General features: G+C 72.4%; 20 protein-coding genes. 9 read left to right on the plus strand and 11 right to left on the minus strand.

Annotated features, from left to right (window positions below; genetic code table 11):
* The gene (locus ACIQPR_RS22545; protein WP_403651030.1) at positions 1 to 549 is read left to right on the plus strand and encodes a YciI family protein; all 549 of its coding nucleotides are present in this window, start codon (positions 1 to 3) and stop codon (positions 547 to 549) included.
* Between the two features lie 27 nt (positions 550 to 576).
* Here ACIQPR_RS22545 and ACIQPR_RS22550 read toward each other — a convergent pair whose 3' ends face one another.
* Positions 577 to 1008 carry a hypothetical protein gene (locus ACIQPR_RS22550; protein WP_403651031.1) on the minus strand — a complete coding sequence of 144 codons (432 nt, stop codon included), beginning with the start codon at positions 1006 to 1008 and terminating at the stop codon, positions 577 to 579.
* A gap of 185 nt (positions 1009 to 1193) precedes the next feature.
* Here ACIQPR_RS22550 and ACIQPR_RS22555 point away from each other — a divergent pair, with 185 nt between their 5' ends.
* Positions 1194 to 1574: an NUDIX domain-containing protein gene (locus ACIQPR_RS22555; RefSeq protein WP_403651033.1), complete on the plus strand. Its 381-nt coding sequence runs from the start codon at positions 1194 to 1196 to the stop codon at positions 1572 to 1574.
* A gap of 70 nt (positions 1575 to 1644) precedes the next feature.
* Here ACIQPR_RS22555 and ACIQPR_RS22560 read toward each other — a convergent pair whose 3' ends face one another.
* Positions 1645 to 2076 carry a MarR family winged helix-turn-helix transcriptional regulator gene (locus ACIQPR_RS22560; protein WP_403651035.1) on the minus strand — a complete coding sequence of 144 codons (432 nt, stop codon included), beginning with the start codon at positions 2074 to 2076 and terminating at the stop codon, positions 1645 to 1647.
* Between the two features lie 216 nt (positions 2077 to 2292).
* Between ACIQPR_RS22560 and ACIQPR_RS22565 the strand changes: the two genes are divergently transcribed.
* Positions 2293 to 3702 carry a DHA2 family efflux MFS transporter permease subunit gene (locus tag ACIQPR_RS22565; protein WP_403651486.1) on the plus strand — a complete coding sequence of 470 codons (1410 nt, stop codon included), beginning with the start codon at positions 2293 to 2295 and terminating at the stop codon, positions 3700 to 3702.
* A gap of 34 nt (positions 3703 to 3736) precedes the next feature.
* On the opposite strand, the gene ACIQPR_RS22570 is transcribed toward ACIQPR_RS22565, so the two are convergent.
* Both ACIQPR_RS22570 and ACIQPR_RS22575 read right to left on the minus strand, forming a co-directional pair.
* A complete protein-coding gene (locus ACIQPR_RS22570; protein ID WP_403651037.1) occupies positions 3737 to 5203 on the minus strand; it encodes an FAD-binding protein in 1467 nt (488 codons plus the stop codon).
* Positions 5204 to 5291: 88 nt separating this feature from the next.
* Entirely contained in the window at positions 5292 to 6179 is an 888-nt protein-coding gene (locus ACIQPR_RS22575; RefSeq protein ID WP_403651038.1) for a PfkB family carbohydrate kinase, read from the minus strand.
* Positions 6180 to 6251: 72 nt separating this feature from the next.
* On the opposite strand from ACIQPR_RS22575, the gene ACIQPR_RS22580 reads away from it, so the two are divergent.
* Positions 6252 to 6692, plus strand: a complete 441-nt coding sequence (locus ACIQPR_RS22580; protein WP_403651040.1) for a MarR family winged helix-turn-helix transcriptional regulator — start codon at positions 6252 to 6254, stop codon at positions 6690 to 6692.
* Complete coding sequence (locus ACIQPR_RS22585) at positions 6689 to 8536, plus strand: MFS transporter (RefSeq protein WP_403651042.1); 1848 nt, start codon at positions 6689 to 6691, stop codon at positions 8534 to 8536. The genes ACIQPR_RS22580 and ACIQPR_RS22585 overlap by 4 nt, the downstream gene beginning before the upstream one ends.
* 40 nt (positions 8537 to 8576) lie before the next feature.
* Here the strand turns inward: ACIQPR_RS22585 and ACIQPR_RS22590 are convergent, their stop codons facing one another.
* From ACIQPR_RS22590 to ACIQPR_RS22600, 3 genes are all read right to left on the minus strand, one after another.
* The gene (locus tag ACIQPR_RS22590; protein ID WP_403651043.1) at positions 8577 to 9077 is read right to left on the minus strand and encodes a GNAT family N-acetyltransferase; all 501 of its coding nucleotides are present in this window, start codon (positions 9075 to 9077) and stop codon (positions 8577 to 8579) included.
* Positions 9078 to 9120: 43 nt separating this feature from the next.
* Positions 9121 to 10041, minus strand: a complete 921-nt coding sequence (locus tag ACIQPR_RS22595; protein ID WP_403651488.1) for a DUF5829 family protein — start codon at positions 10039 to 10041, stop codon at positions 9121 to 9123.
* A gap of 97 nt (positions 10042 to 10138) precedes the next feature.
* Complete coding sequence (locus ACIQPR_RS22600; protein ID WP_403651045.1) at positions 10139 to 10780, minus strand: TetR/AcrR family transcriptional regulator; 642 nt, start codon at positions 10778 to 10780, stop codon at positions 10139 to 10141.
* 188 nt (positions 10781 to 10968) lie between these two features.
* Between ACIQPR_RS22600 and ACIQPR_RS22605 the strand changes: the two genes are divergently transcribed.
* Positions 10969 to 11901 carry an NAD(P)-dependent oxidoreductase gene (locus ACIQPR_RS22605; protein WP_403651047.1) on the plus strand — a complete coding sequence of 311 codons (933 nt, stop codon included), beginning with the start codon at positions 10969 to 10971 and terminating at the stop codon, positions 11899 to 11901.
* Positions 11902 to 11968: 67 nt separating this feature from the next.
* Here the strand turns inward: ACIQPR_RS22605 and ACIQPR_RS22610 are convergent, their stop codons facing one another.
* Positions 11969 to 12808, minus strand: a complete 840-nt coding sequence (locus tag ACIQPR_RS22610) for an MHYT domain-containing protein (protein ID WP_403651049.1) — start codon at positions 12806 to 12808, stop codon at positions 11969 to 11971.
* Between the two features lie 794 nt (positions 12809 to 13602).
* Between ACIQPR_RS22610 and ACIQPR_RS22615 the strand changes: the two genes are divergently transcribed.
* On the plus strand, positions 13603 to 15855 hold the full coding sequence (locus ACIQPR_RS22615) for a PQQ-binding-like beta-propeller repeat protein (RefSeq protein WP_403651050.1): 2253 nt from the start codon (positions 13603 to 13605) through the stop codon (positions 15853 to 15855).
* Between the two features lie 34 nt (positions 15856 to 15889).
* Here ACIQPR_RS22615 and ACIQPR_RS22620 read toward each other — a convergent pair whose 3' ends face one another.
* Together ACIQPR_RS22620 and ACIQPR_RS22625 are read right to left on the minus strand one after the other, a co-directional pair.
* Positions 15890 to 18280, minus strand: a complete 2391-nt coding sequence (locus tag ACIQPR_RS22620; protein ID WP_403651051.1) for an ATP-binding cassette domain-containing protein — start codon at positions 18278 to 18280, stop codon at positions 15890 to 15892.
* A gap of 252 nt (positions 18281 to 18532) precedes the next feature.
* The gene (locus ACIQPR_RS22625) at positions 18533 to 21376 is read right to left on the minus strand and encodes a BTAD domain-containing putative transcriptional regulator (RefSeq protein ID WP_403651053.1); all 2844 of its coding nucleotides are present in this window, start codon (positions 21374 to 21376) and stop codon (positions 18533 to 18535) included.
* A gap of 199 nt (positions 21377 to 21575) precedes the next feature.
* Between ACIQPR_RS22625 and ACIQPR_RS22630 the strand changes: the two genes are divergently transcribed.
* Both ACIQPR_RS22630 and pepN read left to right on the plus strand, forming a co-directional pair.
* Positions 21576 to 22325 carry an IclR family transcriptional regulator gene (locus ACIQPR_RS22630; protein ID WP_403651055.1) on the plus strand — a complete coding sequence of 250 codons (750 nt, stop codon included), beginning with the start codon at positions 21576 to 21578 and terminating at the stop codon, positions 22323 to 22325.
* Positions 22326 to 22415: 90 nt separating this feature from the next.
* Positions 22416 to 24848, plus strand: coding sequence for an aminopeptidase N (pepN, locus tag ACIQPR_RS22635; RefSeq protein ID WP_403651057.1), 2433 nt, complete (start codon positions 22416 to 22418; stop codon positions 24846 to 24848).
* A gap of 10 nt (positions 24849 to 24858) precedes the next feature.
* Here pepN and ACIQPR_RS22640 read toward each other — a convergent pair whose 3' ends face one another.
* The gene (locus tag ACIQPR_RS22640; protein ID WP_403651059.1) at positions 24859 to 26037 is read right to left on the minus strand and encodes a CdaR family transcriptional regulator; all 1179 of its coding nucleotides are present in this window, start codon (positions 26035 to 26037) and stop codon (positions 24859 to 24861) included.
* Between the last annotated feature and the right edge of the window lie 34 nt (positions 26038 to 26071).

Genomic DNA, 26071 nt, shown 5'->3' on the forward strand with positions numbered 1-26071 from the left:
ATGGAGTTCCTCTGCCACCATCGCGACCGGCCCGGCTCCCTCGCCCTGCGCGCGGAACTGACGGAGCGGCACTGGTCCTACATGGACGGGTACGCGCGGGAGATGATCGCCCGGGGGCCGACCCTCTCCGACGACGGCGTCCCCACGGGCAGCGTGCACATCCTCGACCTGCCCTCGCCGGCCGCCGCCCGCGCGTTCGCCTTCGACGAGCCGAACTACCAGGCCGGTGTCTACCGTGACGTGCTGCTGCGCCGCTGGCACAACGCGCTGGGGCGCACGATGTGGGACTTCCCCGGCGGCCGGACCGGCGGCGACCGCTATCTGGTGCTCGGCCTCGGCAGCGGTCCGGCGGCCGACCTGGCGGTGCCGTCCGACTCGGGTGAACTGATCGCGTACGGACCGCTGTTGTCCGACGACGGCACCCGCTGGCTGGGCACGGCGGCTCTGCTGCGGGCAGCGGACGCGCGGGCGGCCCGTGCCGTGCTGACCCAGGACCGTTATGCCGAGATCGAGGTGCACAACTGGCAGTTCGGCGGACGGCCGTCCTGAGCCCGCCGCACCCTCCAGCCCCTCCCCTCACTCCCCCGTGACGGCCTGGTCGGGCCGTGGTGGCGCCGGGACGTTGAAGGTGGCGCCCTGGAAGTCGCGGCCCTGGAGCACCGGGGCGTAGTAACTGCCGCCGCTGATCGTGTTGTTGACCGAACCGCCGCCGATGCGCACGAGCCTGGCCTGTTCGTGCCAGGCGGCGAGGGCGGTGGCGAACTCGGTGTCGAGGGCCGCGCGTACCGCCAGGGCCGTGCTCAGCGCGTGGGCCCGGGTCCCGTCACCGGGGGCCTGCTGAAGCCGCGTCAGTTCGTCCTCGCCGGGAAGGGGCCCACCGGAACCGCCGTCGCCCCGGCGCAGCGGGCGCCGCACCAGAACAGTGAGGCCCGTCCACATCTGTCGTCCCAGCTCACCGCCCGCACCGCCGGCCAGCGCCGCGAGCAGTCCTACCGACACCGGGTCCATCCGGCCCCCCTCCCTGACAGGACGTCACCACTTCCCGTGTGAGTGAGGAACGCCCGGCGGCGCGGCCTGGTTCCCGCCCCTCACGCCTGGAGTGCGGCCGGAGCCGCGTGAACCGATGTCTCCCGGGTAGGAAACGGGGTCGGACGCGGCCGGACGGTCGCGCTGTGCGAAGGGACGGTGCGGAGATGGCGTTGGAGCAGGCCCCCGAGGGCTCGGTGGACGCGGTCGTCGTGGACGACGGCCGGCTGCTGCTGGTGGACGCGCAGGGCGGTTGGGGGCTGCCGTCCGGTGTGCCCGAGGAGGCCGAGACGGCACAGGCCACCGCCGCGCGCGCGGTCTACGAACTCACCGGCTATCTCGTGGACGGGTCGAGCCTGCTGGAACCTGCGTCGGGGTCCGGAGTGGCGGGATCGCCCGCCGTGGTGTGTCACCTGTTGAGCGAGGATCCCTCCGGGGAGGCCCAGCTCACGGCGGGACAGCTGCGGTGGGCACCCTTCGCCGAGGCCATCGACAGCGGGCTGCCCGCGCCGGTGCGGACCTACCTGGAGGGCCATACGCCCGTGTAGCGAACACCGGCCGACCGAGAGCCGGCCCTCCCACTGCCGGCTTTTCGCCGCCGAGCCTGCGGGCCCGGTCTCAGGACGTCGCCTCGCGGATGCGCGCGAGCAGGGCGCGCAGTTGTGCGCGGTCCTCCGCGCCCAGGTCGGATGTCGCCTCCGCGAGCGCCTGGCCGTCCACCGCTTCGGCCTCGCGATGGCACTCCCGGCCCTTGTCGGTGAGGCGCAGCAGGAACGCGCGCCGGTCGTGCGGATGCCGGACGCGCTCCACCAGCCCGTCGCGCTCCAGGCTGTCGACGATGCTGGTCGTGGTCCGGGCCGCGACGCCGGTCATCTCGCTCAAGTCCCGCATACGCAGCGGTTGTTCGGCGTGGGCGAGCATCCGCAGGGCGCGCAGCCGGGCGACCGAGGCGCCGTTGGCGCGCAGCCGGGTCTCCACGAACTGCCGTAGCCGGTGCGTCGTCTCGTAGAGCTCGTCGACCAGGATGTCGCTGCTGCCGTGCACTGCCATGACGTTCCCCGTTTCACCGTGAGGACCGATTCTAGATCCTCGCCCGAAACCTATGAGCACCCACATAGTGAGTATGCTCAGCATGTGCTGCTGTTCCGACGCCGTCCCGTCTCCTCCGACTCTTCCGGCTCCCCCGTCTCCCCTGCTCGCTCCGTCCCCCTCGCCGCCCGAATACGCCTCCGCCCGCGCCCGGGCCAGCGTCTGGTCGTGCCCGTCATGTGTGTCTGCGTGACGTTCATCGCGATCGTCGACGGAGCCATCACGACCGTCGCGCTCCCCTCCATCGCCCGCACGTTCCAGCTGACCACGGCCGCGCTGGACGGTGTGGTCGTGGTCTATCCGGTCTGTCTGGCCATGGCCATCCCCGCCTCCGCCTGGCTGGTGGAGCGGTTCGGCGCCAAGCGCGTGCTGCTCACCGCGCTCGGCGGCTTCCTCGGCTCGTCACTGCTGTGCGGCGCGGCGGCCGACCTCGGTCAGCTCGTCGCCTTCCGCGCGGTGCAGGGCCTGTCCGCCGGGCTGCTCTTCCCCGCCGCGTCCTCGCTGCTCTACAGCACCTTCAACTCCTGGGAGCAGGTGCGGATCTCCCGGTACATGATCGTCCCGCAGCAGCTGGCCCCGGCCGTCGCGCCGATCCTCGGCGGCCTGCTGGTGGACCATCTGTCCTGGCGCTGGGTGTTCTACGTCAACCTGCCGCTGGGCCTGCCCGCCGTGGTGTTCGGAGCGGTCTTCCTGGCCCAGCACCGGGGTCATCGGCCGGGCCGGTTCGACCTGACCGGGCTGCTGCTGAGCGCGGCGGCCCTGGGCTCCGTGATGTTCGGGGTGTGCGAGGGCCCCAACCGCGGCTGGTCCTCCGCCAGCGTCGTCACCGCCCTCGTACTCGGCGCGGTCCTGCTCATCGCCGCCGTCCTCTTCGAACTGCGCGTCGCCGAACCGCTGTTGAGGCTGCGGCTCTTCGCCGACCGGCTCTTCCGGGACACCAATCTGATCAACCTGGTGGGCCTGGTGCCGATCCTGGGCGCGATGTACCTCGGCCCGCTCTTTCTCCAGCAGGGGCAGGGCCGTTCGGCGCTGGAGTCCGGCACCAGCACCTTCCCCGAGGCCTTCGGGGTGCTGCTGACCGTGCAGATCGCCGGGATCCTGTACTCCAGGGTCGGTCCCAGGATCATCATCGGCGGCGGCCTGGCCATGGTGAGCGGGGTCCTGCTGCTCTTCGCCACCTGCGATCAGAGCACCGGCCTGTGGACGTTCCGTGCGTACATGTTCCTGCTCGGCGTCGGCATGGGCGGGGTCTTCATGCCGACCACGGTGGCCTCGCTGGCGACCGTCTCCCGCAAGGACCTGGCCCAGGCGTCGACGCTCAACACCGTCGTACGGCAGACCGGCGGCGCCTTCGCCCCGGCGGCGGTGACCACGGCCCTGGTGCTGAGCACACCGGCGGGAGCCGCGGCGAGTCCGCCCGTCTCCGCCTACCAGCACGCCTATCTCGCCCTGGCCGCCCTCGCCGCGGTGACCGCCCTGTTCGCCTTCACGCTCCCGGACGGTCCGGCCCGCGCCGCGGCCTCCCGTGGGACCACCGCGTCGGGCCGGACGTCCGCACCGCGCCGCCGTCACGAGGAGGCGCGCTAGCCGGTCCGCCGCCCGGCCGGCGCGGCTTCCTCGGTCAGAAGATGCCCTGTCCGGGCACCAGGATCCCCTTCGGGTCGTAGGTCTTCCTGGCGGCGGCGAAGCGGCTCCACACCGGCCCGAAGTGCCTTCTCCAGTCGGCGGGTTCGAAGGGGATGGAGCCGACCGGGTAGTTCGTGCCGCCCGCCGCGTCGGCCAGGTCGTAGGCGGACCGGTTGGCGTTCAGCAGCCGCTGGACGGTGGCCGTGTCCTCGGGCGCGGTGGTCCGCAGGACGGCGAAGAGGTACGGCACCGGGTCGTCGGGCGCGCGCAGCAGCGGGGTGTGGAGGCGGTCGCGGAGCACCGGGTAGAGGAGTACGACGCCCGGTCCGAGGTCGGCCGGGGTGAGCTCGTCGAGGAGGGTGGCCGCGAGGTCGGCGGTCCGGTGGCCGGGGAGCAGCAGGTTGAGCCACGGGTGGGCGTAGGCCCACAGGCCCGCGGACTTGAGCGCGGCGACGGAGGGGGCGAGCCGGTCGAGGAAGTCGTAGTAGCCGAGGTCGGCGGTCTGGACGCCGGACGCGGTGTGGCGCAGCCCCTTCAGGAGCGTGGCGTCGTCGGGGGTGTCCCCCACGGGCGGCCCGTAGGCGACGGCCTCGATGGTGAACTGGTCGAACGATCCGGCGGTGTCCGCGCCGACCTGTCCCTCGACGTAGGCGAAGCGGCCCTCGGTGACCAGGAGGCGCTGGTCGTCGAGGAAGGTCCGCAGGTCGGAGTACGGCAGGAGGTAGTGCCGTACGGTCTCCGGGGCCTTCACCAGGCGCAGGGTGGCGCCGACGATCACCGCGCACTGTCCGAGTCCGGCGAGCACGGCGTGGAACAGGTCGGGGTGCCGGGTGGCGGAGCAGCGGAGCAACTCCCCGGCGCCGGTGACGACTTCGAGTTCCAGGACGTTGTCGACCTGTGCGCCGTGCCGGTGGGTCTGGCCGCCGATGCCGCCGACGGACAGGGTGCCGCCGACGGAGAGTTCGAGGTAGTCGGTGAAGACGGGCGGGGTCAGACCGTGGGCAAGGGTGGCCTTGGCGACGTCGCTCCACTTCGCGCCCGCACCGACCGTGACGTGCGAACTGCCCTTCCGTACGGCCCCGATGGAGGCCAGCGGCGTTGTCTCGATGATGAGCCCGCCCTCGACCTGCGCCTGCCCGTTCGTGCCGTGGCCCTGTCCGCGCGGGGCGACGCGCAGGCCGTGCAGATTGCAGAACCGCACCATCGCGACGACGTCCCGCACGGAGCCGGGCCGTAGCACCGCGGCCGGCCTGCGGTGCACGATGTGCCCGAAGTCGTCGGAGTCCGCGGTGAGCGAGGCGTCGTCGGTGACCAGTGTCCCGTCGAGCCGCGGCACCCCCTGCAATGCCGACCCGGAGTCGGTCACCGCCCAGGCGCGGGTGAGTGGATCGAAGCCGACGACCACGGCGGAGGCCCCCACCAGGCCACGCAGAGCGGTACGTCGAGACGGCGTGCGCGTCATACTTTCCTCCCGTGAAGATCAACAGCGGCTCAGTGTAAGCACGTTGAGCTGTGAGGCAAGGTTCCGACGGGACGAGGGCGTGCCGTGCTCAGCTCGGGCCCCGGCCCGCCGTCCACGCCCGGGTGCCGAACGACGTGCAGGACCGTGAGGCGACCTCGGCCGCCGCGGTCAGCGCGGCCACGAAGTGCTCCGTCGTCGGGCGAGCGGCCCGCCGCGCGAGGTGGTGGGCGAGGGCGCCGTGCAGGACGTCTCCCGCGCCCAGCGTGTCGGCCACCCGGACCGTGGGCACGTCCACCGTGCCTTCGGCGTCCGGGGCCGCCCAGACGATGGGCGCCGCTCCCGCGCTGACCGCCGACCAGGCGACCCCCTGCTGCCGCAGGAACCGCAGTGTGTCCGTGCCGGGCGGGTGGAAGTCGGCCGAGCAGACGGCGACGTCGATGAAGGGGAGCAGGGTCTCGGTGCCGGGCTTCCAACTGCCGCCGTCGAAGAGGGTCGTACGGCCGGCGGCCCGTGCGGCGCGGGCCGTGGCCACGGCGAGTTCCATGTGGTGGCCGTCGAACTCGACGATGTCGCAGGCCGCGAGCAGCGCGTCGAGATCGTCGGGCGGGGCGAGCCGGTGCCGGGTCGCGTTGGTCGAGGCGACGGCGCGCTCCCCGGTGGCCTCGGTCACCAGGACCGAGGAGACGGCGGGGGGTTCCAGGGAGTGGGCGGCCAGGTCGGTGACCGTCACTCCCGACGCGTTCAGGTCCGTCGTCGCCGCGGCTCCCAACGCGTGGCGGCCGATCGCGGTCAGCAGCGCGGCCGTACCGCCCAGGTGGGCGAAGGCAACCGCCGCGTTCGCCGCCGGGCCGCCCGCGGCGACCAGTTGGTCGCGCGCGGTGAGTTTCTCGTCGGCGCCCGGTGGGTGGTCCACGAGCTGGATGACGTCCAGGGTGCACAGTCCGACGAACAGTCCCGCGGGACGGCCTCGCGCCATCGGTGATCTCCTCGCGCAATTTACTAACAATTGATTGAGCAGTTCAGGCTGTTAAATCTAGTGTTAGTAACCGTGAAGGTGGACAGTACGAACGACACCACGCGACTCGCGTCCGATCTACGGCTCGCGGTCGGGCGGGTGACCAGGCGGCTGCGTCAGGCCCACGCCGTGGGGGACGTCTCGCTCTCCGGGGTCTCCGTGCTGGCCCGGCTCGCACGGGACGGCTCGGAGTCGCCCTCGTCCCTCGCAGAACTGGAGCGGGTGCGCCCGCAGGCGATGGCGAGCACGCTCGCGCTGCTCGAACAGCGCGGGCTCGTCCGCCGGAGCCCCGACGCCGCGGACCGGCGGCGGAGCATCCTGGCGATCACGGACGAGGGACGCGCCATGCTGGCCGAGCGGCGCTCGGAGTCGGTGCAGCGCCTCGCCGTCGTCCTGGACGAGTTCACCGGGGAGGAGCGCGCGGCGCTGGCGTCCGCCCTCCCCCTCCTCGACCGACTTGCGGAGCGGCTGTGACCGAGAGCGCGCACATACCCGGCGAAGGACAAGGGGCCCGACCGCGACCGAAGCGCCCGTCCCTGCTCGGTGCCGTGCGCCCGGCCCGCCGCAAGGACACTCCCCCGGGCCCGAACTACAAGTGGATCGCGCTGTCGAACACCACGCTCGGGGTACTGATCGCCACGATGGACGCCTCCATCGTGATCATCTCGCTGCCCGCGATCTTCCGGGGCATCGGCCTCGATCCGCTCGCGCCGGGCAACATCGGCTATCTGCTGTGGATGATCCTGGGCTATCTGCTGGTGTCGGCGGTGCTGGTCGTCGTGCTCGGCCGGCTCGGTGACATGTTCGGCCGGGTGAGGATCTACAACATCGGCTTCCTGATCTTCGCGTGCGCGTCCGTCGCGCTGTCCCTGGACCCGTTCCGGGCGGGGGCGGGCGCGATGTGGCTGATCCTCTGGCGGATCGTGCAGGCCTTCGGCGGGTCGATGCTGACCGCCAACTCGGCCGCCATCCTCACCGACGCCTTCCCCGCCCGGCAGCGCGGCATGGCGCTCGGCGTCAACCAGATCACCGCCCTCGCCGGCCAGTTCCTCGGTCTGCTCGCCGGCGGGCTGCTGGCCGTCGTCGACTGGCGCGCGGTGTTCTGGGTGAGCGTGCCGATCAGCATCACCGGCACCATCTGGTCGTACCTGAGCCTGCGCGAGACCTCGGCGGGCCGCCCCGGCCGCATCGACTGGCTCGGCAACCTCACCTTCGCGGCCGGCGCCGGAATCCTCCTCGCGGGCATCACCTACGGCATCCAGCCCTACGGCGGCAGCGCCACCGGCTGGGGAAACCCGTGGGTGCTCAGCGGCCTGATCGGCGGAGTCGTCCTGCTCCTGATCTTCTGCTTCGTCGAGACGCGCATCGCCGAACCGATGTTCAATCTGGCCCTGTTCAAGGTGCGTGCCTTCGCGGCGGGCAACCTGGCCGCGCTGCTCACGAGCATCGCGCGCGGCGGGCTCCAGTTCATGCTGATCATCTGGCTCCAGGGCATCTGGCTGCCGTTGCACGGCTACGACTACGAGGACACCCCGCTGTGGGCGGGCATCTTCATGCTTCCGCTCACGGTCGGCTTCCTCGTCGCCGGGCCCGTGTCCGGATATCTGTCGGACCGGTTCGGCGCCCGGATGTTCTCGACGGTCGGCCTCGTCCTCGTGGCCCTGTCCTTCGTCGGCCTGCTGGCCCTGCCCATCGACTTCGACTACGGCATGTTCGCGGCGCTGCTGCTGCTCAACGGGCTGGGGCAGGGCATGTTCTCGGCGCCCAACACGTCCTCGATCATGGGCAGCGTGCCCAGCGAGTACCGGGGTGTCGCCTCGGGCATGCGCTCCACCTTCCAGAACTCGGGCACCGCCCTGTCCATCGGGGTGTTCTTCTCCCTGATGGTCTCCGGGCTCGCCTCCTCGCTGCCCGGGACGCTGAGCCAGGGGCTCCAGGCGCACGGTGTGCCGGCGGGCGCCGCCGAGCAGGCCGCGTCGCTGCCGCCGGTGAGCACGCTGTTCGCCACGTTCCTCGGCAACAACCCCATTCAGCACCTGCTCTCCGCCAACGGCGTCCTGGACCAGGTCTCGGCGGCCCAGCGTGCCGTACTGACCGGGCACTCCTTCTTCCCCCGGCTGGTGTCCGGCCCGTTCCACCACGGCCTGACCATCGTCTTCGGCGTGGCGGCGGGCATGGCGCTGGTCTCCGCCGTCGCCTCGGCCCTGCGCGGCGGCCACCAGTCCGAGCCCGGCCCCGCAACGGCCCCGACGGGTCGGCCGCCCACCCCCGCCGAAACACCCGAGACCACCCAGACGGGTCCGAACGGACAGTCGTAGAAAGGGAGTTGTGAGCCGTACCCCTCGCGCGGGGTACGGCTCACACGGCGCGTTCCATGCAGACCAGTTGGTCGCGGTCGTCCCAGGACTCGGTGGCCGTGAAGCCGAACCGTTCGTAGAGGGCGACGGCTCCGGTGCGCCAGTTCCACACCGACAGCCGCAGGGTGTCCGTGCCGTTCTCGGCGGCGTGGGCGAGTGCGGCGCGCAGGAGGTCCGAGGCGATGCCGCGGCCCCGGTGTGCGGGGTCCGTCCACAGCCGCTTGATCTCGGAGCGGCCGTCGGCGGGGGCGGTGACCATCAGGCAGCCCACGGGGGTGGTGCCGCTGAGCGCCAGCAGCACGGTGTCGTCGGCGAAGGCGGTCCGCGGGTCCGAGATCTCGGCGCGGTAGCGGTCCGGCAGACCGTCCGCGTCGGGGACGGCACGGCCCTTCTCGGCCTCCGTGCGCAGATGGTAGGCCGTCAGCAGGGCGGCCGTGCCGTCCTCGGCGGAGAGTTCCCCGGCCGGCCGGCGGACGACGGAGACCTGGTCCTGAGCAGTCATGACGTCAGCATCACACAGCGCGGGACGGGGTCCGTCCGGGCCCCTACCGGGTGCCGTTGCGGGCGAACGTCCACACCGCCCGGCTGCCGGGGCCGACCGTCAGGGTCGAGTTGCCGATCCGCTCCACGTGCCGGTCCCGCACGTGCCGGTTGAGCGACAGGTCGATCCGCCGCATGCCCGCGTTCTCGCGCGGTACGGCGTCGAGGCGGATCGTCGTGCCGCCGCCGGCCGCGAGGACCCCACCGCCCGCCAGTGTCCGGACGGTGAACCCGCCTGCCCGCAGCAGCGGCACGGTGTCGGCCAGATCGCCTTCGGTGACCGCGATCCGTACGGCGGTGACGTCCCGCATGAGGTGGGTGCGGTAGTCGTCGGAGAGGTAGCGCTCACGGCCGACGTCACCGGGGAAGCTCGGCGGCTCGGTGTTGCCGCGCGGGTCGGCGAAGTACTCCGGCCGGTACTCCATCGCCCAGGCGCCGAAGGCGTCGTACTCGGTGGCGGTGAGGACGGCATCGAACCACGGCACGGGCACGCCGTCGCCGAAGTCCCGGGTCTGGAGGAACGCGACGGGGTCCGCGACCCCTTCGTCCTTCAGCCGTGCGGTGACTGTCGCGAGGTCCCCCGCCCGCTCGGTCGACAGTCCCAGCCCCGCGGAGCCGAGCGTGCCGTCCTGGCCGGCGACGTCACCGACGCCGAAGAGTTCGAGGTAGGTCTCGCGGCCCGTAAGGTAGCGGCCGGTCCAGGTCTGTCCACCGGTTCCCGTCGTGGTGCGGACCTGGAAATTGGCGAACTCCCGCAGGTAGTCGGAGTGTTCGACGGCGTCGGCGGTCTCCCGGTCGAAGACGCCGTAGGAGTGGTTGTAGAAGAGGAGCTGCCGGTCGTGCGAGGACCGGCCGCCCTGGGCCGTGGCCGTGTCCGCGCCGCCCCCGACCGCTCCGGCCAGGGCCACGGCGAGCACGATGATCAACCGAAATGTCCGACGCATCAGCATGCGCGCGATCGTAGGGCGGCGGGAGTGCGGCTGCCGTGCCTTGTGAACCAGGTCGAAATGCTTGACACGCTGGTCAACGGTGCTCCGACGGATGGTCCTCGGCGCGGGGTCGGGTGTCCTCGCGCACCGCCGCGTCGAGCAGGGGGCCGAGTTCCCGTGCCACGGTCCTCAGGGCGCGGACGTCCCGCTCGGCGCGGGCGACGAGGATCGCGCCCTCCAGGGCACTGATCATGAGGGTGGCCAGGGCTTCGGCTCGCTCCTCGGGCACTCCCATCCCGGTGAGGGCGCGGGCGATCGAACCGCTCCAGGTGGCGAAGGCGGCGGAGGCGGCTTCGCGCGTGGTCTCGCCGGCCCCCGCGCGGTCCACCGTGGCGGCGGCCACCGGACAGCCGCCCGCGAAGCCGACCGCCTCGTACTCGTCGGTCCACTGGCGGACCATCTCACCGAACAGCCCGCTCGGCGTCGGCTCGGACAGCGCGGCCAGGAACCGGTCGACGCGCCGGCCCGCGTAGCGGCCGGTCCAGCCGACGGCCTCGTTGACCAACTGCTCCTTGCCGCCCGGGAAGTAGTGCTGGAGCGAACCGCGCGGCGCCTGCGCGTGGACGGCGACATCGCGCATTCCGGTGGCGGCGACCCCGTCGCGCCGGATGAGCTGCGCCGCGCTGAAGACCATCCGCTCGCGCGCCCCGTACCGGGACACCTCCGCCGCCGCCATCTCCGACCCGCCTCCGTCACCGTCGCACACACGCCGCCCTCGGGGCCAACGCTTCCCGGGCTCACGCCCTCCGGACTCCACTCTATGACCGTCGTCATAGAGACCACTACTATGACGACGGTCATGAGCAAGGGCGACGCGGGCGACGAACACTCCGGCCTCGCCCCGGACGGAGACGGTGGTGTGTCGTGGCATACGTGGGTTTCGTCGGCCTCGGGGTCATGGGGCAGCCCATGGCACTCAACCTCGCCCGCGCCGGAACACCCCTCGTGGTGTGGAACCGCACGCCCGGCCGGGCCGAACCGCTGCGGGCCGCCGGGGCCGAGGTCGCGGCGGACCCCGACGAGGTCTTCGAGCGGGCCGACGACGTGGTGTTCCTGATGCTGGCCGACGAGGCGGCGGTGGACGCCGTACTCGGCCGTGGCACCCCGCGGTTCGCCGCGCGCGTCGCCGGACACACCGTCGTCCACATGGGCACGACCTCGGCGGAGTACTCGGCCGGCCTCCAGGAGGACGTCCGCATCGCGGGCGGGAGATATGTCGAGGCCCCGGTCTCCGGGTCCCGGGTCCCGGCGGAGCGGGGCGAGTTGGTGGGGATGCTGGCCGGGGACGCCGACGCCGTGGCGGCCGTACGGCCGCTGCTCGCTCCGGTGTGCCGGGAGTCGTTCGGCTGCGGTGCGGTTCCGGGGGCGCTGCTGATGAAGTTCTCGGTGAACCTGTTCCTGATCACCCAGGTCACCGGGCTCGCCGAGGCGTTCCACTTCGCCGAGCGGCACGGGCTCGACCAGCGTCTGCTGCGGGAGGTGCTGGACGCGGGACCGCTGGCCAGTGCCGTGTCCCGGGTGAAGGCGCCCAAGCTGGTGGACCGTGACTTCGCCGTGCAGGCGGCGGCCACGGACGTGCTGAAGAACAACCGGCTGATCGCGGAGGCCGCCCGCAGGGCCGGGCTGGCCTCGCCGCTCCTCGACGTCTGCCACGCCCTCTTCGCCGAGACCGTGGCGCGCGGACACGGTGGCGAGGACATGGTGGCCGTGGTGCGCGCGCTGGAGGCCAGGACCGGGGACGCGGCGCCGGACGGTGCCCGGACTCCCGCCGCGGAGAACGGCAGCCGCGAGCACTGAGCGCGGGGAGGGCCGCCCGGGGACGGGCCCGGACGGCCGTGGGTGTTCGGGGGTCTCCGGGATCAGGTCACCAGGAGGTGCGCGACTGCGACTGCTGGGCCGGCTGCTGCGCCGGGAAGCCGGGGTCGCCGCCGAACAGCGGGGCGGGCGCGGGCGTCTGCACCAGCGGCACATCGTCCCCGAGCATCATGTCGGGGTCGAACATGACGATCACGGCGGCGATCAGCAGGACGATCAGCGGGCCGGCCAGCATGACCAGGAGGAACGCGACCAGGTCGGCCGAGGACTGCGTGGAAGCGGCCTGGTGGGTGAGGTGCACGGAGACCGCGGCCATGCCGGTGTAGTGCATGCCGGTCACCGCCACACCCATGACCAGGCTCGCGCCGAGGCTCGCCCACAGCGCGTGGATGGAGACCGCCGCCCACAGCGCGGCGGTGGCGGCGCCCACGGCGATGACCACGGACAGCACCACGGTCGTCGGGTTGTAGTGCAGGGTGCCGTTCGTCTCGATGGCGGCCATGCCGAGGTAGTGCATGGCGGCGACACCGAGTCCGGTGACCACGCCCGCGACACCGAGGTTCAGCGGTGAGCCGCCCCGGTAGCCGACGAGGAACACGCCTACGGCGACCACCACGATGGCCACGAGGAGGCTCAGGAGCGTCTTCGTGGTGTCGTAGTTCACCAGCGCGCCCTGGACGCTGAAGCCGATCATGGCGATGAAGTGCATGGTCCATATGCCGCAGCCGATCGAGACGGCGCCCATGGCCAGCCACCGGGCTCTGTGCTGCGGCCGGCGCAGCGAACGGGTCGTGCAGCGCAGCCCGAGGGCCGCGCCCAGGCAGGCCATCAGGTAGGCGGCGACAGGTGTCACTGCGCCGTAGTAGAAGTCGGAGACGGTGGCGGTCATCGAGGGTTCCCTTCACGTACGTGACGGCAGGCGGCACCGCAGTCGCGGTGGCCGGCACGGTGACGTGCGCACGCTGTCGTCCGACGGGCCACGGAGACCGCCGGGCCGCGCCGGTCGCGGGCCTCCGGTCGGGAGACGCGCGGGGACACAGGGTGCGCCACGGCAGGGGCACGCGCGGATCGACCACTCCCGCCCCTGCCGCACGTTCGTACCGGCTCGGCCGGGCGGACGTGCACGAGCGCGCGGACATCCTGCGAACGGAGACAGGACACGGGGAACCGAACGGTCGAGTTCAAGCCACCAGGCCGAGTTGTGCATGATTCAATCACGGCGTTCACACATTTCCTGCACAACCCGGATAGGTGTTAGCCGAATCGATACTTCGGCACCACTGCCCACAAAAACCGTCACCGGTACGAGCGTTGCCGACCCGGCACGGACCACACCGAGGCGCCCGAACCGCCATGGACGACGAAGAGGACCGGGTGACCTTGAGCACATCGGAGGTATCCGGCCACGACGGCGGGCCCACCCCGTCCCTGTTGCGCATCACGCACTGTTTCCGCTGGACGGCCCACAGGTGACCCGAGTTCTGACGCTCCGTCATATGGCCCTGGGGAAGCGGCCGGAGGACCGGTCAGCCGCCTCCGGCCGCAGATGAACGGCTACGAGGAATTGACCCCACCCGTCACTCCAGCCTCTAATCTGTCCCCAGAAACCTGTCCGGGTCTCTCCCCCACACACAGCGGGCTGAACACCCGCTCGGCCTCCACCGAGAACAGGCGGCTGAGGGCATGAAGCCACTGCGCCCAGAAGATCCCCAGCAGTTGGGTCCCTACCGCCTTGTGGCCCGCCTCGGCACGGGCGGCATGGGCCGGGTCTATCTGGCCACCTCGGCGGCCGGCCGCACGGTCGCGGTCAAGGTCATCCGCCCCGAGATGGCCGAGGACAAGAAGTTCCGCACCCGCTTCCGCCGCGAGGTGGCCGCCGCGGCTGCGGTCGGCGGCACCTACACGGCACACGTCCTGGACGCGGCCCCGGACGCCGAGACGCCCTGGCTCGCCACCACCTACATACCCGGCCCCACCCTGGCCGAGGCCGTCGCCGACCACGGGCCGCTGCCGGTGGAGACGGTCCTCGCCCTCGGCGCGGGCATCGCCGAGGCGCTGATCTCGGTGCACGCGGCGGGCCTGGTGCACCGCGACCTCAAGCCGTCCAACGTGCTGCTCGCCGCCGACGGCCCGCGCGTCATCGACTTCGGCATCGTCCGGGCCCGTGACGGCTACGAACTGACCGGATCCGGCACCCTGTTCGGCTCCCTTGAGTACATGTGTCCCGAGCAGGCCACCGGCGAGCGGATGGGACCGGAGGGAGACATGTTCTGTCTCGGCTCGGTCCTCGCCTTCGCCGCCTCCGGCCGGCCGCCGTTCAGCGGCGGCGCGTCGGCGGCCGTCCTCTACCAGGTGGTCCACGGTTCGCCCGACCTCGGTGCGGTGCCCGAGCCACTGGACAAGATCATCAGCCTGTGTCTCGCCAAGGACCCGGCGCTGCGCATCGACCCGCACCGCCTCTCCGCGGCCTGCGCGCCCGGCGGCGCCGAACAGGTGCTGACCGAGGGCTGGTTGCCCGCGCCGGTGACCGCCGCCATCGCCGACCACCGTGCCGCCGCCGCGGATCTCGACCTCCTCGTGCGGACGATGGAGAACACCGCCCCGGGCGACGAGGCCGAAGCGGACGACGAGAAGGCCGGAACGTACCCCGAGCCGGACGGCGCCTCCGGCAGCGGGACCGCCTTCGGACCGCGGGCGGGAGCGCCCTCCGTCCCTCCCCCCGCACCGGCCGCGGGACGCCCGCTCAAGCCGGGGCACCGCCGCGTCTCAGGACGGCTTCCCGTGTCGCGCCGCGTGGTGCTCGCCGCCACCGCGGCGACGGCCGTGGCCGGGGGCGCGGCTCTCGTGGCGGCGCGCCGAAGAACGGACGGACAGGCCGGACGCCCGCTCGGCCCGGCCCCGGAGCCGACCTGGGTCTACCGAGGCGGCCCGTTCCTCCAGACCCCGGCCGCCTTCAACAGCGGCACGGCCCTGCTCAAGGCCCGTCCGGGGAACATGGTCTGCCTCGATCTCGCGGGCGGCTCCCGGGCGAAGTGGGTCTACGAGGGCATCAGCCTCTCCCCCACCCCCGTCCTGCTGACCTACGGCGCCGCCATCGCCCTCGGCACCGGCTCGACCGTGATCGGCGTCGACCCGGCGGACGGCAGCGAGCGCTTCACCATGGACTTCGGCCAGACCTTCCAGTTCGACCAGCTGCTCGGCACCTACGACGGCTACGCGGTGTCCGTCCTCGGCGCCAGCCTGCACCGCCGGTCGGCGGACCAGGGCGTGGCGACCTCCACCAACGCGGTCTTCGGCGTCGACCTCACCGCCCGCCAGGCCGTCGTCATCCCCATCAGCCCGGAGGACGTCGGCATCCCGCTGCAACCGGTCGTCACCGCCGACTACTTCGTCTACGCCGACGGACTGCGCAACATCGCCGTGCGCAACACCGCCGACGGCGGCACCCTGCGCTGGCGGCACCCGGTGGGCTACGACCTCCGGCCCGGACTCGCGGTACTGGGCCGGACCGTCTTCGCCATCGGCTCGGAACTCATCGCCCTGGACCTGAGCACCGGAAAACTCCGCTGGCGGGCGATGGCCGAAAAGGGTCTGTTCGCCTCCCTCGGCGCGGCGGGCAACACCGTCTACGCCACCGGCACGAGTCCCTACGGCGTCTACGCCTTCAACGCGGCGACCGGCATCCGCCGCTGGTTCTGCCCGACCCCGCGGCTCAACGTCGACAGCCCGATCGCCGTGGGCCCGAACACCGTCTACGTGCCCGCCTTCGAGAACAAGAACGGCTTCTACGCCGTCGACACCGCCTCCGGCCGGCTGCTGTGGAACTTCACCGACGGCCGCGAGACCGGTGTCAACGACTGGCAGATCTCCTGCGACGGAGCCGGTCACATCGTGGCCCAGCACTTCGACCGTGTGTACGGGCTGCCTGCCACCTGACACGCTCCTGCCGGGCCCTTGACGGACAGCGCCCTCACGCCCCGACGTAGGCCGCCAGATGTTCCCCCGTCAGCGTCGAGCGCGCTTCGACCAGGTCGGCCGGTGTGCCCTCGAAGACGATCCTGCCGCCGTCGTGTCCGGCGCCGGGGCCGAGGTCGATGATCCAGTCGGCGTGGGCCATGACCGCCTGGTGGTGCTCCACGACGATGACCGACTTCCCGGAGTCGACCAACCGGTCCAGCAGGCCGAGGAGTTGCTCGACGTCGGCGAGGTGGAGCCCGGCGGTGGGCTCGTCCAGGACGTAGACGCCGCCCTTCTCGGACATGTGGGTGGCGAGCTTGAGGCGCTGGCGCTCACCGCCGGAGAGGGTGGTCAGCGGCTGGCCAAGGCTGAGGTAGCCGAGGCCGACGTCGGCGAGCCGGGTCAGGATCCTGTGTGCGGCCGGGGTCGCGGCCTCGCCAGCGCCGAAGAACTCCTCGGCCTCGGTCACGGACATCGCCAGCACCTCGCTGATGTCACGCCCGCCGAAGCGGTATTCGAGCACCGACGCGTCGAACCGCTTCCCCTCGCACTCCTCGCAGGTCGTGGCGACGCCCGCCATCATCGCCAGGTCGGTGTAGATGACGCCGGCGCCGTTGCACGTGGGGCAGGCGCCCTCGGAGTTGGCGCTGAAGAGCGCCGGCTTCACACCGTTGGCCTTGGCGAAGGCCTTGCGGATCGGTTCGAGGAGTCCGGTGTACGTCGCCGGGTTGCTGCGGCGGGAGCCACGGATCGCGCCCTGGTCGACCGAGACCACGTTCTCGCCGGCCGGGATCGAGCCGTGCACGAGTGAGCTCTTGCCGGAGCCCGCGACTCCGGTGATGACGGCGAGGACCCCGAGCGGGATGTCGACGTCGACGTCGTGGAGGTTGTTGGTCGCCGCGCCCCGGATCTCCAGGGCGCCGGTGGGCTTGCGCGTCGACTCCTTCAGGGACGCCCGGTCGTCGAAGTGCCGGCCGGTGATGGTGCCGCCGGTGCGCAGTGCCTCGACGGTGCCCTCGAAGCAGACGGTGCCGCCCGCCGTACCGGCGCCCGGCCCGAGGTCGACGACATGGTCCGCGATGGCGATGGTCTCCGGCTTGTGCTCGACGACGAGCACGGTGTTGCCCTTGTCGCGCAGGCGCAGCAGCAGGTCGTTCATGCGCTGGATGTCGTGCGGGTGCAGGCCGATGGTCGGCTCGTCGAAGACGTAGGTGACGTCGGTGAGGGAGGAGCCGAGGTGGCGGATCATCTTCACCCGCTGCGCCTCGCCGCCCGACAGGGTGCCCGCCGGGCGGTTCAGCGAGAGATAGCCGAGCCCGATCTCGACGAACGAGTCGAGGGCCTGCCGCAACGCGGTGAGCAGCGGCGCGACCGACGGCTCGTCGAGTCCTCGCACCCATGCGGCCAGGTCGCTGATCTGCATCGCGCAGGCGTCGGCGATGCTGATGCCCTCGATCTTCGAGGACCGGGCGCCCTCGTTGAGGCGGGTGCCGTCGCAGTCGGGGCAGACGGTGAAGGTGACGGCCCGGTCCACGAACTCGCGGATGTGCGGCTGCATGCCCTCGCGGTCCTTGGCGAGCATCGACTTCTGGATGCGCGGGATCAGACCCTCGTAGGTCATGTTGATGCCCGCGATCTTCATCCGGGTCGGCTCGCGGTGCAGGAAGTCCTGGAGTTCCTTCTTCGTGAACCTGCGGATCGGCTTGTCGGGGTCGAAGAAGCCCGACTCGATGTAGAGGCGCGAGTTCCAGCCGCCGCCGGTGTATCCGGGGACGGTGATCGCGCCCTCCGCGAGGGACTTGGAGTCGTCGTAGAGCTGAGTGAGGTCGAGGTCGGTGACCGAGCCCCGGCCCTCGCAGCGCGGGCACATGCCGCCGGTGATGCTGAAGCTGCGGCGCTCCTTGACCTTCTGTCCGCCGCGTTCCATGGTGACCGCGCCCGCGCCGCTGATGGAGGCGACGTTGAAGGAGAACGCCTTGGGCGAGCCGAGGTACGGCTTGCCGAGGCGGCTGAAGAGGATGCGCAGCATGGCGTTGGCGTCGGTGGCGGTGCCGACGGTGGAGCGTGGGTCGGCGCCCAGGCGCTGCTGGTCGACGATGATCGCGGTGGTCAGGCCGTCGAGGACGTCGACCTCGGGGCGCGCGAGCGTCGGCATGAAGCCCTGGACGAAGGCGCTGTAGGTCTCGTTGATCAGCCGCTGCGACTCGGCGGCGATCGTGTCGAACACGAGGGAGCTCTTGCCCGAGCCGGAGACGCCGGTGAACACGGTCAGACGGCGCTTGGGGATCTCGATGCTGACGTCCTTGAGATTGTTCTCGCGCGCCCCGTGCACGCGGATCAGGTCGTGGCTGTCGGCAGCGTGCAGCGCGGATGGCTGCGTGTCCGTCCTCGTGGCCTTGCTCATCGTGCCTTCCCTCCGTTTGCGCCGGGCCGCCGACGGTCGCTCGGCGGTCATCGCCCGACTCGATCTAATCAAGCTTCCGGCGGTACGTCCGCTTGCGGCGTCGATGCGCGGTGACGTCCATGGACGTCACGCTAGGGGTGGCGCGGGATTTTCCGCTTCTCGGATCCTGACCGGTGCGGTCGCGACGCAGCCTGCCGCGCGCGCCGGGCCAGGAACCCGCGCCGTCGCCGAGGGGGGCGGTGACGGCAGAGCCTACGGCAGGGGCAGTCCGTTGATCCGGTCGTGGAGGGCGGTGCGCAGGGGGTCGTCGGCGGGCAGGCCCAGCTCGACCGTGAGGGCGAGAGCCCGGGCCCAGACCTCCTGGGCGGCCTCGGACTGGCCGGCGCTGTCGTGGCTGTCGCCGAGGCAGCGCAGACAGGCGGCCTCGCTACGGCGCTCCCCGGTGGCGCGGAACAGGGCCGCCGCCTCCCGGTAGCGGTCGACCGCCTGTTGGTGGCGGCCGAGTTGGTGGTGGATGTAGCCGAGGCTGTCGGAGATGTGGGCCTGTCCGTCGACGTCTTCGGCGGCGCGGGCGAGTTCGAGGGCCTGCTCGCAGTGCGCGAGGGCGCTGAGGTGTTCGCCGAGGTGGGCCTCGCGCCAGCCGATGTGGTTGAGTGCCGCGGCCTGTCCGGCCGGGTCGTCCGCCGCGCGGTAGTGCTCCAGGCTCCGGTAGGCGTGTTCCAGTGCCAGTCCCGGATTGCCCTGGGCTCCCGACATCCGCGCGAGATGCTGGTGGGTACGGGCCTGTCCGGCGTCGCTGCCCAGTTCGGCGAAGAGGTCCAGGGCCCGCAAGTAGTGCTCCCGGGCCGGTTCCGGGCTCTTGAGGCGGTCGAGGGCCAGGCCGAGTCCTCGGTGGGCGCCCGCTCTTCCGACCAGGTCGCCCTCGCGTTCCGCCGCCGCGAGCGCGCTGTGGCCCGCGGTCAGCAGCGCCTCCCAGTAGCCGTGCCGGTCGAGGAAGGTGGTCAGGACGGTGACCAGTCGCCACACATGGGCGTCGAAGCCCGGTGGCGGCTGCCGCACGATCTCCAGCAGTACGGGGTGTTCGGCGACCAGCCAGGCCAGCGCCGTGCCGTAGTCCTCGGGCCGCACGGGATTCGCGCCCGCTCTCGGCGCGGCGGAGGCGACCGGGTTGGGCTGCGGGGTGACCAGGACGTCGGCCGCGCGCGCGGAGTGCAGATAGTGGTCCATCATGCGGTGCAGCGCGGCCCGCCGTTCCCATTCGTCGTCGTACGCGGCCACCAGCTCCCCGGCGTAGACGCGTAACAGGTCGTGGAAGGCGTACCGCCCCGGAGCGTGTTCGACCAGCAGGTGTCCGCCGGTCAGTTCGGCGAGGAGCCCTCGGACGCGCTCCGGCGGGGTGCCGGCCAGGGCGGCTGCCGCGTGCTGTCCGAGGTCGGGGCCCGGGTGCAGGGCCAGCAGCCGGAACAGCCGGGCGGCGGCCGGGCTGAGCGCGCTGTAGGACCACGAGAACACGGCCCGTACCTGGCTGGCCTCCTCGCCGCCGTCGAGCGCGTCCAACCGGCCGCCCGCCTCGCGGAGTTCCTCGGCGAGCGTGCCGAGGGGCCGTCGTGGCTGGGCGGCGGCGCGGGCCGACACGACCGCGAGGGCCAGTGGCAGTCCCGCGCACCAGGTGACGACGTCGGCGACGGCCTCCGGTTCGGCGGCCACCCGGCCGCTACCGAGCCGCTCCGCGAGGACGTCGCGTGCCGCGTCCGGGGTCAGCGGGTCGACCGCGAGCAGATGGGCGCCCTCGGTCGCGGCCAGCCCGGTGAGCCGGTTGCGGCTGGTCACCAGCGCCATGCAGCCGACCGCGCCGGGCAGCAGCGGGCGCACCTGCTCCTCGTCGCGGGCGTTGTCGAGCACGACCAGCATCCGACGTCCCGTCAGCAGGCTGCGGTACAGGCCGACTTGGGCCTCCAGGCCGGGCGGCACCCGGTCCGGCCGTACCCCCAGCGCGTCCAGGAAGCCGCGGACCGCCTCGGTGGGCGGCATCACCGCGCCCTGCGGGTCGAAGCCGCGCAGGTTCACGTACAACTGCCCGTCGGGGAAGGCGCTTTCGACCCGGCGGGCCCAGTGCACGGCGAGCGCGGTCTTGCCGACCCCCGCCATCCCGGAGACCGCCGAGATCACCACGGCGGCGAACTCGCCCTCCATCGAGGCGAGGATCGCCTCAAGTCTGGTCAGTTCCTCGTCGCGGCCGGTGAACCCCCGTACGCCCATGGGGAGTTGGGCGGGGAGTTCGGCCGACCGGGGAGCCCCGGACGGTTTGGGGCGCTCGGCCGGGCCGGAGCGGTGGCCGCGCAGGATCGTCTGGTGGAGCTGGCGCAGGGCCGGACCGGTGTCGGTGCCCAGCTCCTCCGCGAGCCGTTTGCGGACGGCCGCGTAGCAGTCGAGTGCCTCCGCGCTGCGGCCTGTTTCGTGCAGGGCCCGCATCAGGGCCTCGGCGACGGGTTCCGCGAGCGGGTACTCGCCGAGCAGGCCGGTCAACGGGGCGATGACGGACGCGGGGTCGCTGTGGCCCAGTTCCGCGCGGGCCCAGCCGACGGCGGCGTCCTGGTGCTGGCGCCGCCAGGCCTCGCGCATCCGGGCCGCCCACTGCCCGTGCAGCCCGGACAGCGGCTCCCCGCGCCACAGGTCCAGCGCCGCGCGCAGCAGCCGGGCGCGCTCGGGGCCGGCCGGGCCCGCCGCGCGTGCCTGGTCCACCAACTGCCGGAATCTGTAGACGTCCACCTGGTCCGGGCGCGCCTCCAGGAGGTAGCCGCCGGAGCGCCGTACCACGGACAGCGGTTCGCGGGCGGTCCTGGCGGCCTGCTCGCACACCCGCCTGATCCGGGTGACATGGGCGTGCACGGCGCCGCGCGCGCCGTCCGGGAAGTGGGTGCCCCAGACTCGTTCCATGACCACGTCCACCGGGACGGGCCGGCCGACGTCCACGGCCAACGCGGCCATCACGGTGCGGCGTTGGGGCGGGCCCACCTCCACCGCGCGTCCCGCCGCCGACAGTTCCACCGGCCCCAGCAACTGCACGTCCACCATCGTGTGCGCCACCCCCTGCACAAAGCCTCCTCCTTTCTTTCACGGACGTGTACGCGGCGCGACAAGCCTTCGACAAGGTTTCCCGTCACACACCGGTGCGAATCTGCTGGGGCACGGGCGGGGCGTCGACCGCGTCCCGTCGACTCAGGACGGCAGGGCCGTCGCCTGGCGGCTGCGCAACAGGCAAACGGGGGCGAGAAGTGTGATCACAGACGACGTGATGGCACCTGGGAAACGGGTGCCGGTACGGCGGCCGGACGCGTTACCGGCCGCCACGGGAAGCGCCGGCGGCAGGAGCGTGCTGGAGGGCGCCTTCGCGCTGCTGGAGGCGGTGGAACAGGCCACGGAGGCGGGGCCGACCAGGCTGGCCGCCGACTGCGGGCTGCCCAAGACGACCGCGTACCGGCTGCTGGAACAGCTGGCGGACCTGGGCGCGGTCGAGCGGTGCGGGGGGAGTTACCGGGTGGGCCCGGGGATGTTCCGCCTCGGCCGTGCCTGGCAGCCGCACCCCCGGCTGCGGACCGCCGCCAGGGAACCGATGCGCCGGCTGGCGGAGCTGACGGGAACCACGGTGGGGATCGCCGTGCTGTGGAAGGGCGAGACGCTGATGGTCGAGTGGCGTCCCGACGACACCGAACGGCCCGATCCGCTCCAGCCCCGGATGACCTGGCCGTGGTTCACCGCGGCGGGCAAGGTCCTGGTGGCCACGGCCGCGTCGGCATCGCTGCTGGGGCCGCTGCCCCCGTCCTGGGCGCGGGACGCCGCCGCGATCCGCGAGCGCGGTGCCGCGTTCGACCGGGAGGAAGTGGTGAGCGGGGTGTGCTGCGCGGCGGTTCCACTGCTCGGCGCGGGCAGCACGCCGCTGGCTGCGCTGTGCGTCCTCACCGATCCGGCACACCACTTGGAACGGCTCGCGGAGGCCGCCCGCCGTACCGCCCGGGTGATCGGCATGGGCCTGCGGGGGCGGTGACCGCAGGGGGGCGGCGGGGCGCCGAAAACCCGCCGCTCCCCGGCGATCTCCGTCATACGCTTACGGCCGCTGTCTGCCGAGGGAGGACACATGGGGATCCGAAGCCTGACCCGCGCCGAAGCCGAGGACCGGGCCGCGCTGATCGCGGTCGAGCGCTACGACGTGGCGGTGGATCTGACCGCGCTGCCCGAGGGGCCGGAGGTCCGCTGCGTCTCCACCGTGGCGTTCACCTGCCGCGAGCCGGGCGCGACGACCTTCGTGGACTGCGCGGCCCGGGTGCTGAGCGCGACGCTGAACGGCGTCGAGGTCGGCCCCGGCGAGGACGGGCGGATCCGACTCCCCGGTCTCGCCGCGCGCAACGTGCTGCGCGTGGAGAGCGTGCAGGCCGACACCACCGTCGGCGAGGGCGTGCACCGGGCGACGGACCCCGGCGACGGCGAGGTGTATGTGTGGATGAGTTTCGAGCCGGACGAGGCACGGTTCGTGTGGGCCTGCTTCGACCAGCCCGACCTCAAGGCCCCGCACGCCTTCACCGTCACGGCCCCGGCCGCGTGGACCGTCACCAGCAACTCCGGTGACGCGGAAGTGACGGAGTCGGGCACGGCCCGCCGGTGGACCTTCCCCGACACCCCGCCCCTGTCCACGTACAACACGGTCATCAACGCGGGCCCCTTCCACGAGGTCCGCCGCGAGGTGGACGGCCACGACCTGGGCCTGTACGCCCGCCGTTCGCTGGCCGAGGTCCTCGACCGGGACGCCGAGGAGTTGTTCACCCTCACCCGTCAGGGCCTCGCGTTCTACGCCGAGGCCTTCGCGATGCCGTTCCCGCAGCGCAGGTACGACCAGGTGTTCATGCCCGAGTTCGGCGGGGCGATGGAGAACTACGGCTGTGTCACGTGGTCGGACGGGTTCCTGCGGCGGGCCGCCCCGACCCCCGCCGAACACGTCCTGCTGGCAAGGGTGTTGCTGCACGAGATGGCGCACATGTGGTTCGGCAACATCGTCACCATGCGCTGGTGGGACGACCTCTGGCTGAACGAGGCGTTCGCGGAGTTCGCCTGCCACTGGGCGGCCGAGCGCGCCACCCGGCACACCGACGCGTGGGCGAGCCATCTGATGAACGGCAAGATCAGCGCGTACCTGTCCGACCAGGGGCCCGCCTCGCACCCGATCCACCAGCCCATCCACGACGTCGCCCAGGCCGCGTCGATCTTCGACAACATCACCTATCCCAAGGGCGCGTCCGTCCTCCAGCAGCTCAAGACGTATGTCGGCGAGGAGCACTTCAGGACCGGCATGGCCGCCTACTTCGCCCGCCACGCGTGGGGCAACACCACGCTCCAGGACCTGATCGACTCCCTGTCGCGGGCAAGTGGCCGCGACCTGGACGCCTGGCGCACGGCCTGGCTGGCGACGGCCGGCACCGACCGCTTCTCGCTGGAGCGCGACGGCGACACCCTCACCCTGGTGGCCGCCGGGCGTCCGCGCCCGCAGGTGCTGGCGGTGGGCGCGTACGCGGCGAACGGCGACGCGCTGGAACGCCGGGCGCTGGTGCGGGTCGAGGTGACCGAGACCCGTACCCCGGTGACCGGCCTCCCGGCCGCCGACGTACTGCTGATCAACGACGACGACCTGACCTTCGCGACGACCCGCCCGGACCCCGCCGGCCGGGACGCGCTGTTCCGTACGGCGGCCCGGTTGCCCACGGCGATCTCACGGGGCGTGGCCGCCGCCACCGTGTGGGACATGCTGACGACCGGCGAGGCCACGGCGGTGGAGGCGGGGCGGTGCCTGACCGCGTCGCTGGCGGCCGAGACGTCCGACGCGGTGATCGAGCCGTATCTGACCCTCGCCGCGGACATCGCGGAACTGTGGGCGCCGCCCGCCGAGCGGACCGCGCTGTCGGCCGCGGTGGCGGCGGCCTGCGTCCGGCTGGCCGAGGACCTCGGCCGCCGCCAGGTCGCGCTGCGCGGGCTGGCCCGTACGGCGACGACCCGGGACGATCTCGACCGGCTCCGGGAGCGGGCGGGCGCCGACGTGGACCTGCACTGGCGTGCGCTGGTCCGCGACGCGGAACTGGGCGGGGACGTCGTCGCGGAGACCGAGCGGCTGCTCGCCCGGGACCCGGACCCCGACGCCTGGATCCGTGCCCTCACCGTCCGGGCCGCGCTGCCCGACGCCGACACGAAGGCGGAGGTCTGGCAGCGGCTGGTCGAGGACCGTGCCGTCCCCGTCAACTCGGTGGGCGCGGTGGCGACGGCCTTCTGGCGCCCCGGCCAGGACGAGCTGCTGGCCCCGTACGCCGAGCGCTACTTGGAGGCGATCCCCAAGCTGCACCAGGGCGGCATGCTCCAGGCGATGAGCTACACGCATCGCCTCTTTCCGCTGCACGCCATCGGCCCGGAGTACATCGAGCGGGCCCGGCAGGCGTCCCAGGAGGCGGTGCCGGTGGTCCGCACCACGCTCCTGGAGCGCTCGGACGAGGTGAGCCGCATGCTCCGCGCGCGGGCCGGGGGCGCGTGAGGGGATCCCTTCAGTGCCCCAACCGGTCGGCCAGGCAGGCGAGATAGAGCGCCATGGCCGTCCGGTACTCCCGCAGCGGGCGGCCGGTGATCTGCTCGATCTTGTTCATCCGGTAGACGACGGTGTTGCGGTGGATGTGCAGGGCCTCGGCGGTACGCACGAGGTTGAAGCCGCTCTCGCACCAGGCGGTGACGGTGTCGCGCAGGGCCGGCCAGTCCGGCTGGGCGCGCAGTTCGGCGGCGGTGAGTTCCAGCAGCCGCCGGCGCGCCGACTGGCCCACCGCCGTCACCACCTGGTGGACGCGCAGGTCGGTGATGAGGTGCACGGGATCGGTGGCGGCGAACCGGGCACCGAGCCGCAGCGCGTCGCACGCGTCCTGGTAGGAGTCGTGCAGCCCGCCGACGGCGGTGGCGGTCTCGCCGATGCCGGCGCGGGCCGCGAGACCGTCCTGGGCGGCGATGAGGTCGGTGACGCGTCGGCAGTCGGCGAGGAGGGAGGCGGTGGAGCGTCCGGCGGGCAGCCGGTGCAGCACGCCGATCCAGCCGGGCGCGGTGGAGGCCACGATGTCCTGCGGATCGGCGAAGAACTCGCCTACCGTGCGCAGGAGTTCGGAGCGGACCAGGGCCATGTCCCGGGTCTGGGTGCCGCCCGGCCGGCGGGGCGCGGAGTGCGGCACGCTCACCTCGAAGGCCACCGCGACCCGCCGCAGACGCAGGTCGTAGCCGAGTTCGGCGCCGCGGAACACCAGGAAGTCGCCCTCGACGACCTGGGGGTCGTAGGACGCGATGTCGGCGAGGAGCTTCTCGGCGGCGCGTTCGGCCAGCAGCCGGGAGCGGAGCATCACGGACTCGCGGAGCAGGATCTCCGTCTGGCGTTTGACGAGCAGGCCGAAGCGGCGGACCTGGGCGGGGGTGCCGGTGATGCCGACGGTGCCCACGGCCTGTCCGTTGGTGATCAGCGGGAGGGTGACGCCCGGCCGTACACCGCGCAGCAGCTGGGCCTGGGAGGCGCTGTGGGTGGCCGGTTCCTTCGTGCGGACGACGTCGACGGAGGCCTCGTGGAAGCTGCCGACGCGGCTGCTGTCGCCGCTGCCGATGACGATCCCCTCGGCGTCCGTGATCAGCACGTTGAAGCCGATGACAGCGGAGGTGTCCCCGGCGATCTCCTGGGCGAGTGACGGGCTGAGCACGGGGTTTCCTCCCTTCGCGGGCCGACCGGATTGG

Origin of the sequence: Streptomyces sp. NPDC091280, from assembly GCF_044768565.1 — a bacterium.
GTDB lineage: Bacteria > Actinomycetota > Actinomycetes > Streptomycetales > Streptomycetaceae > Streptomyces.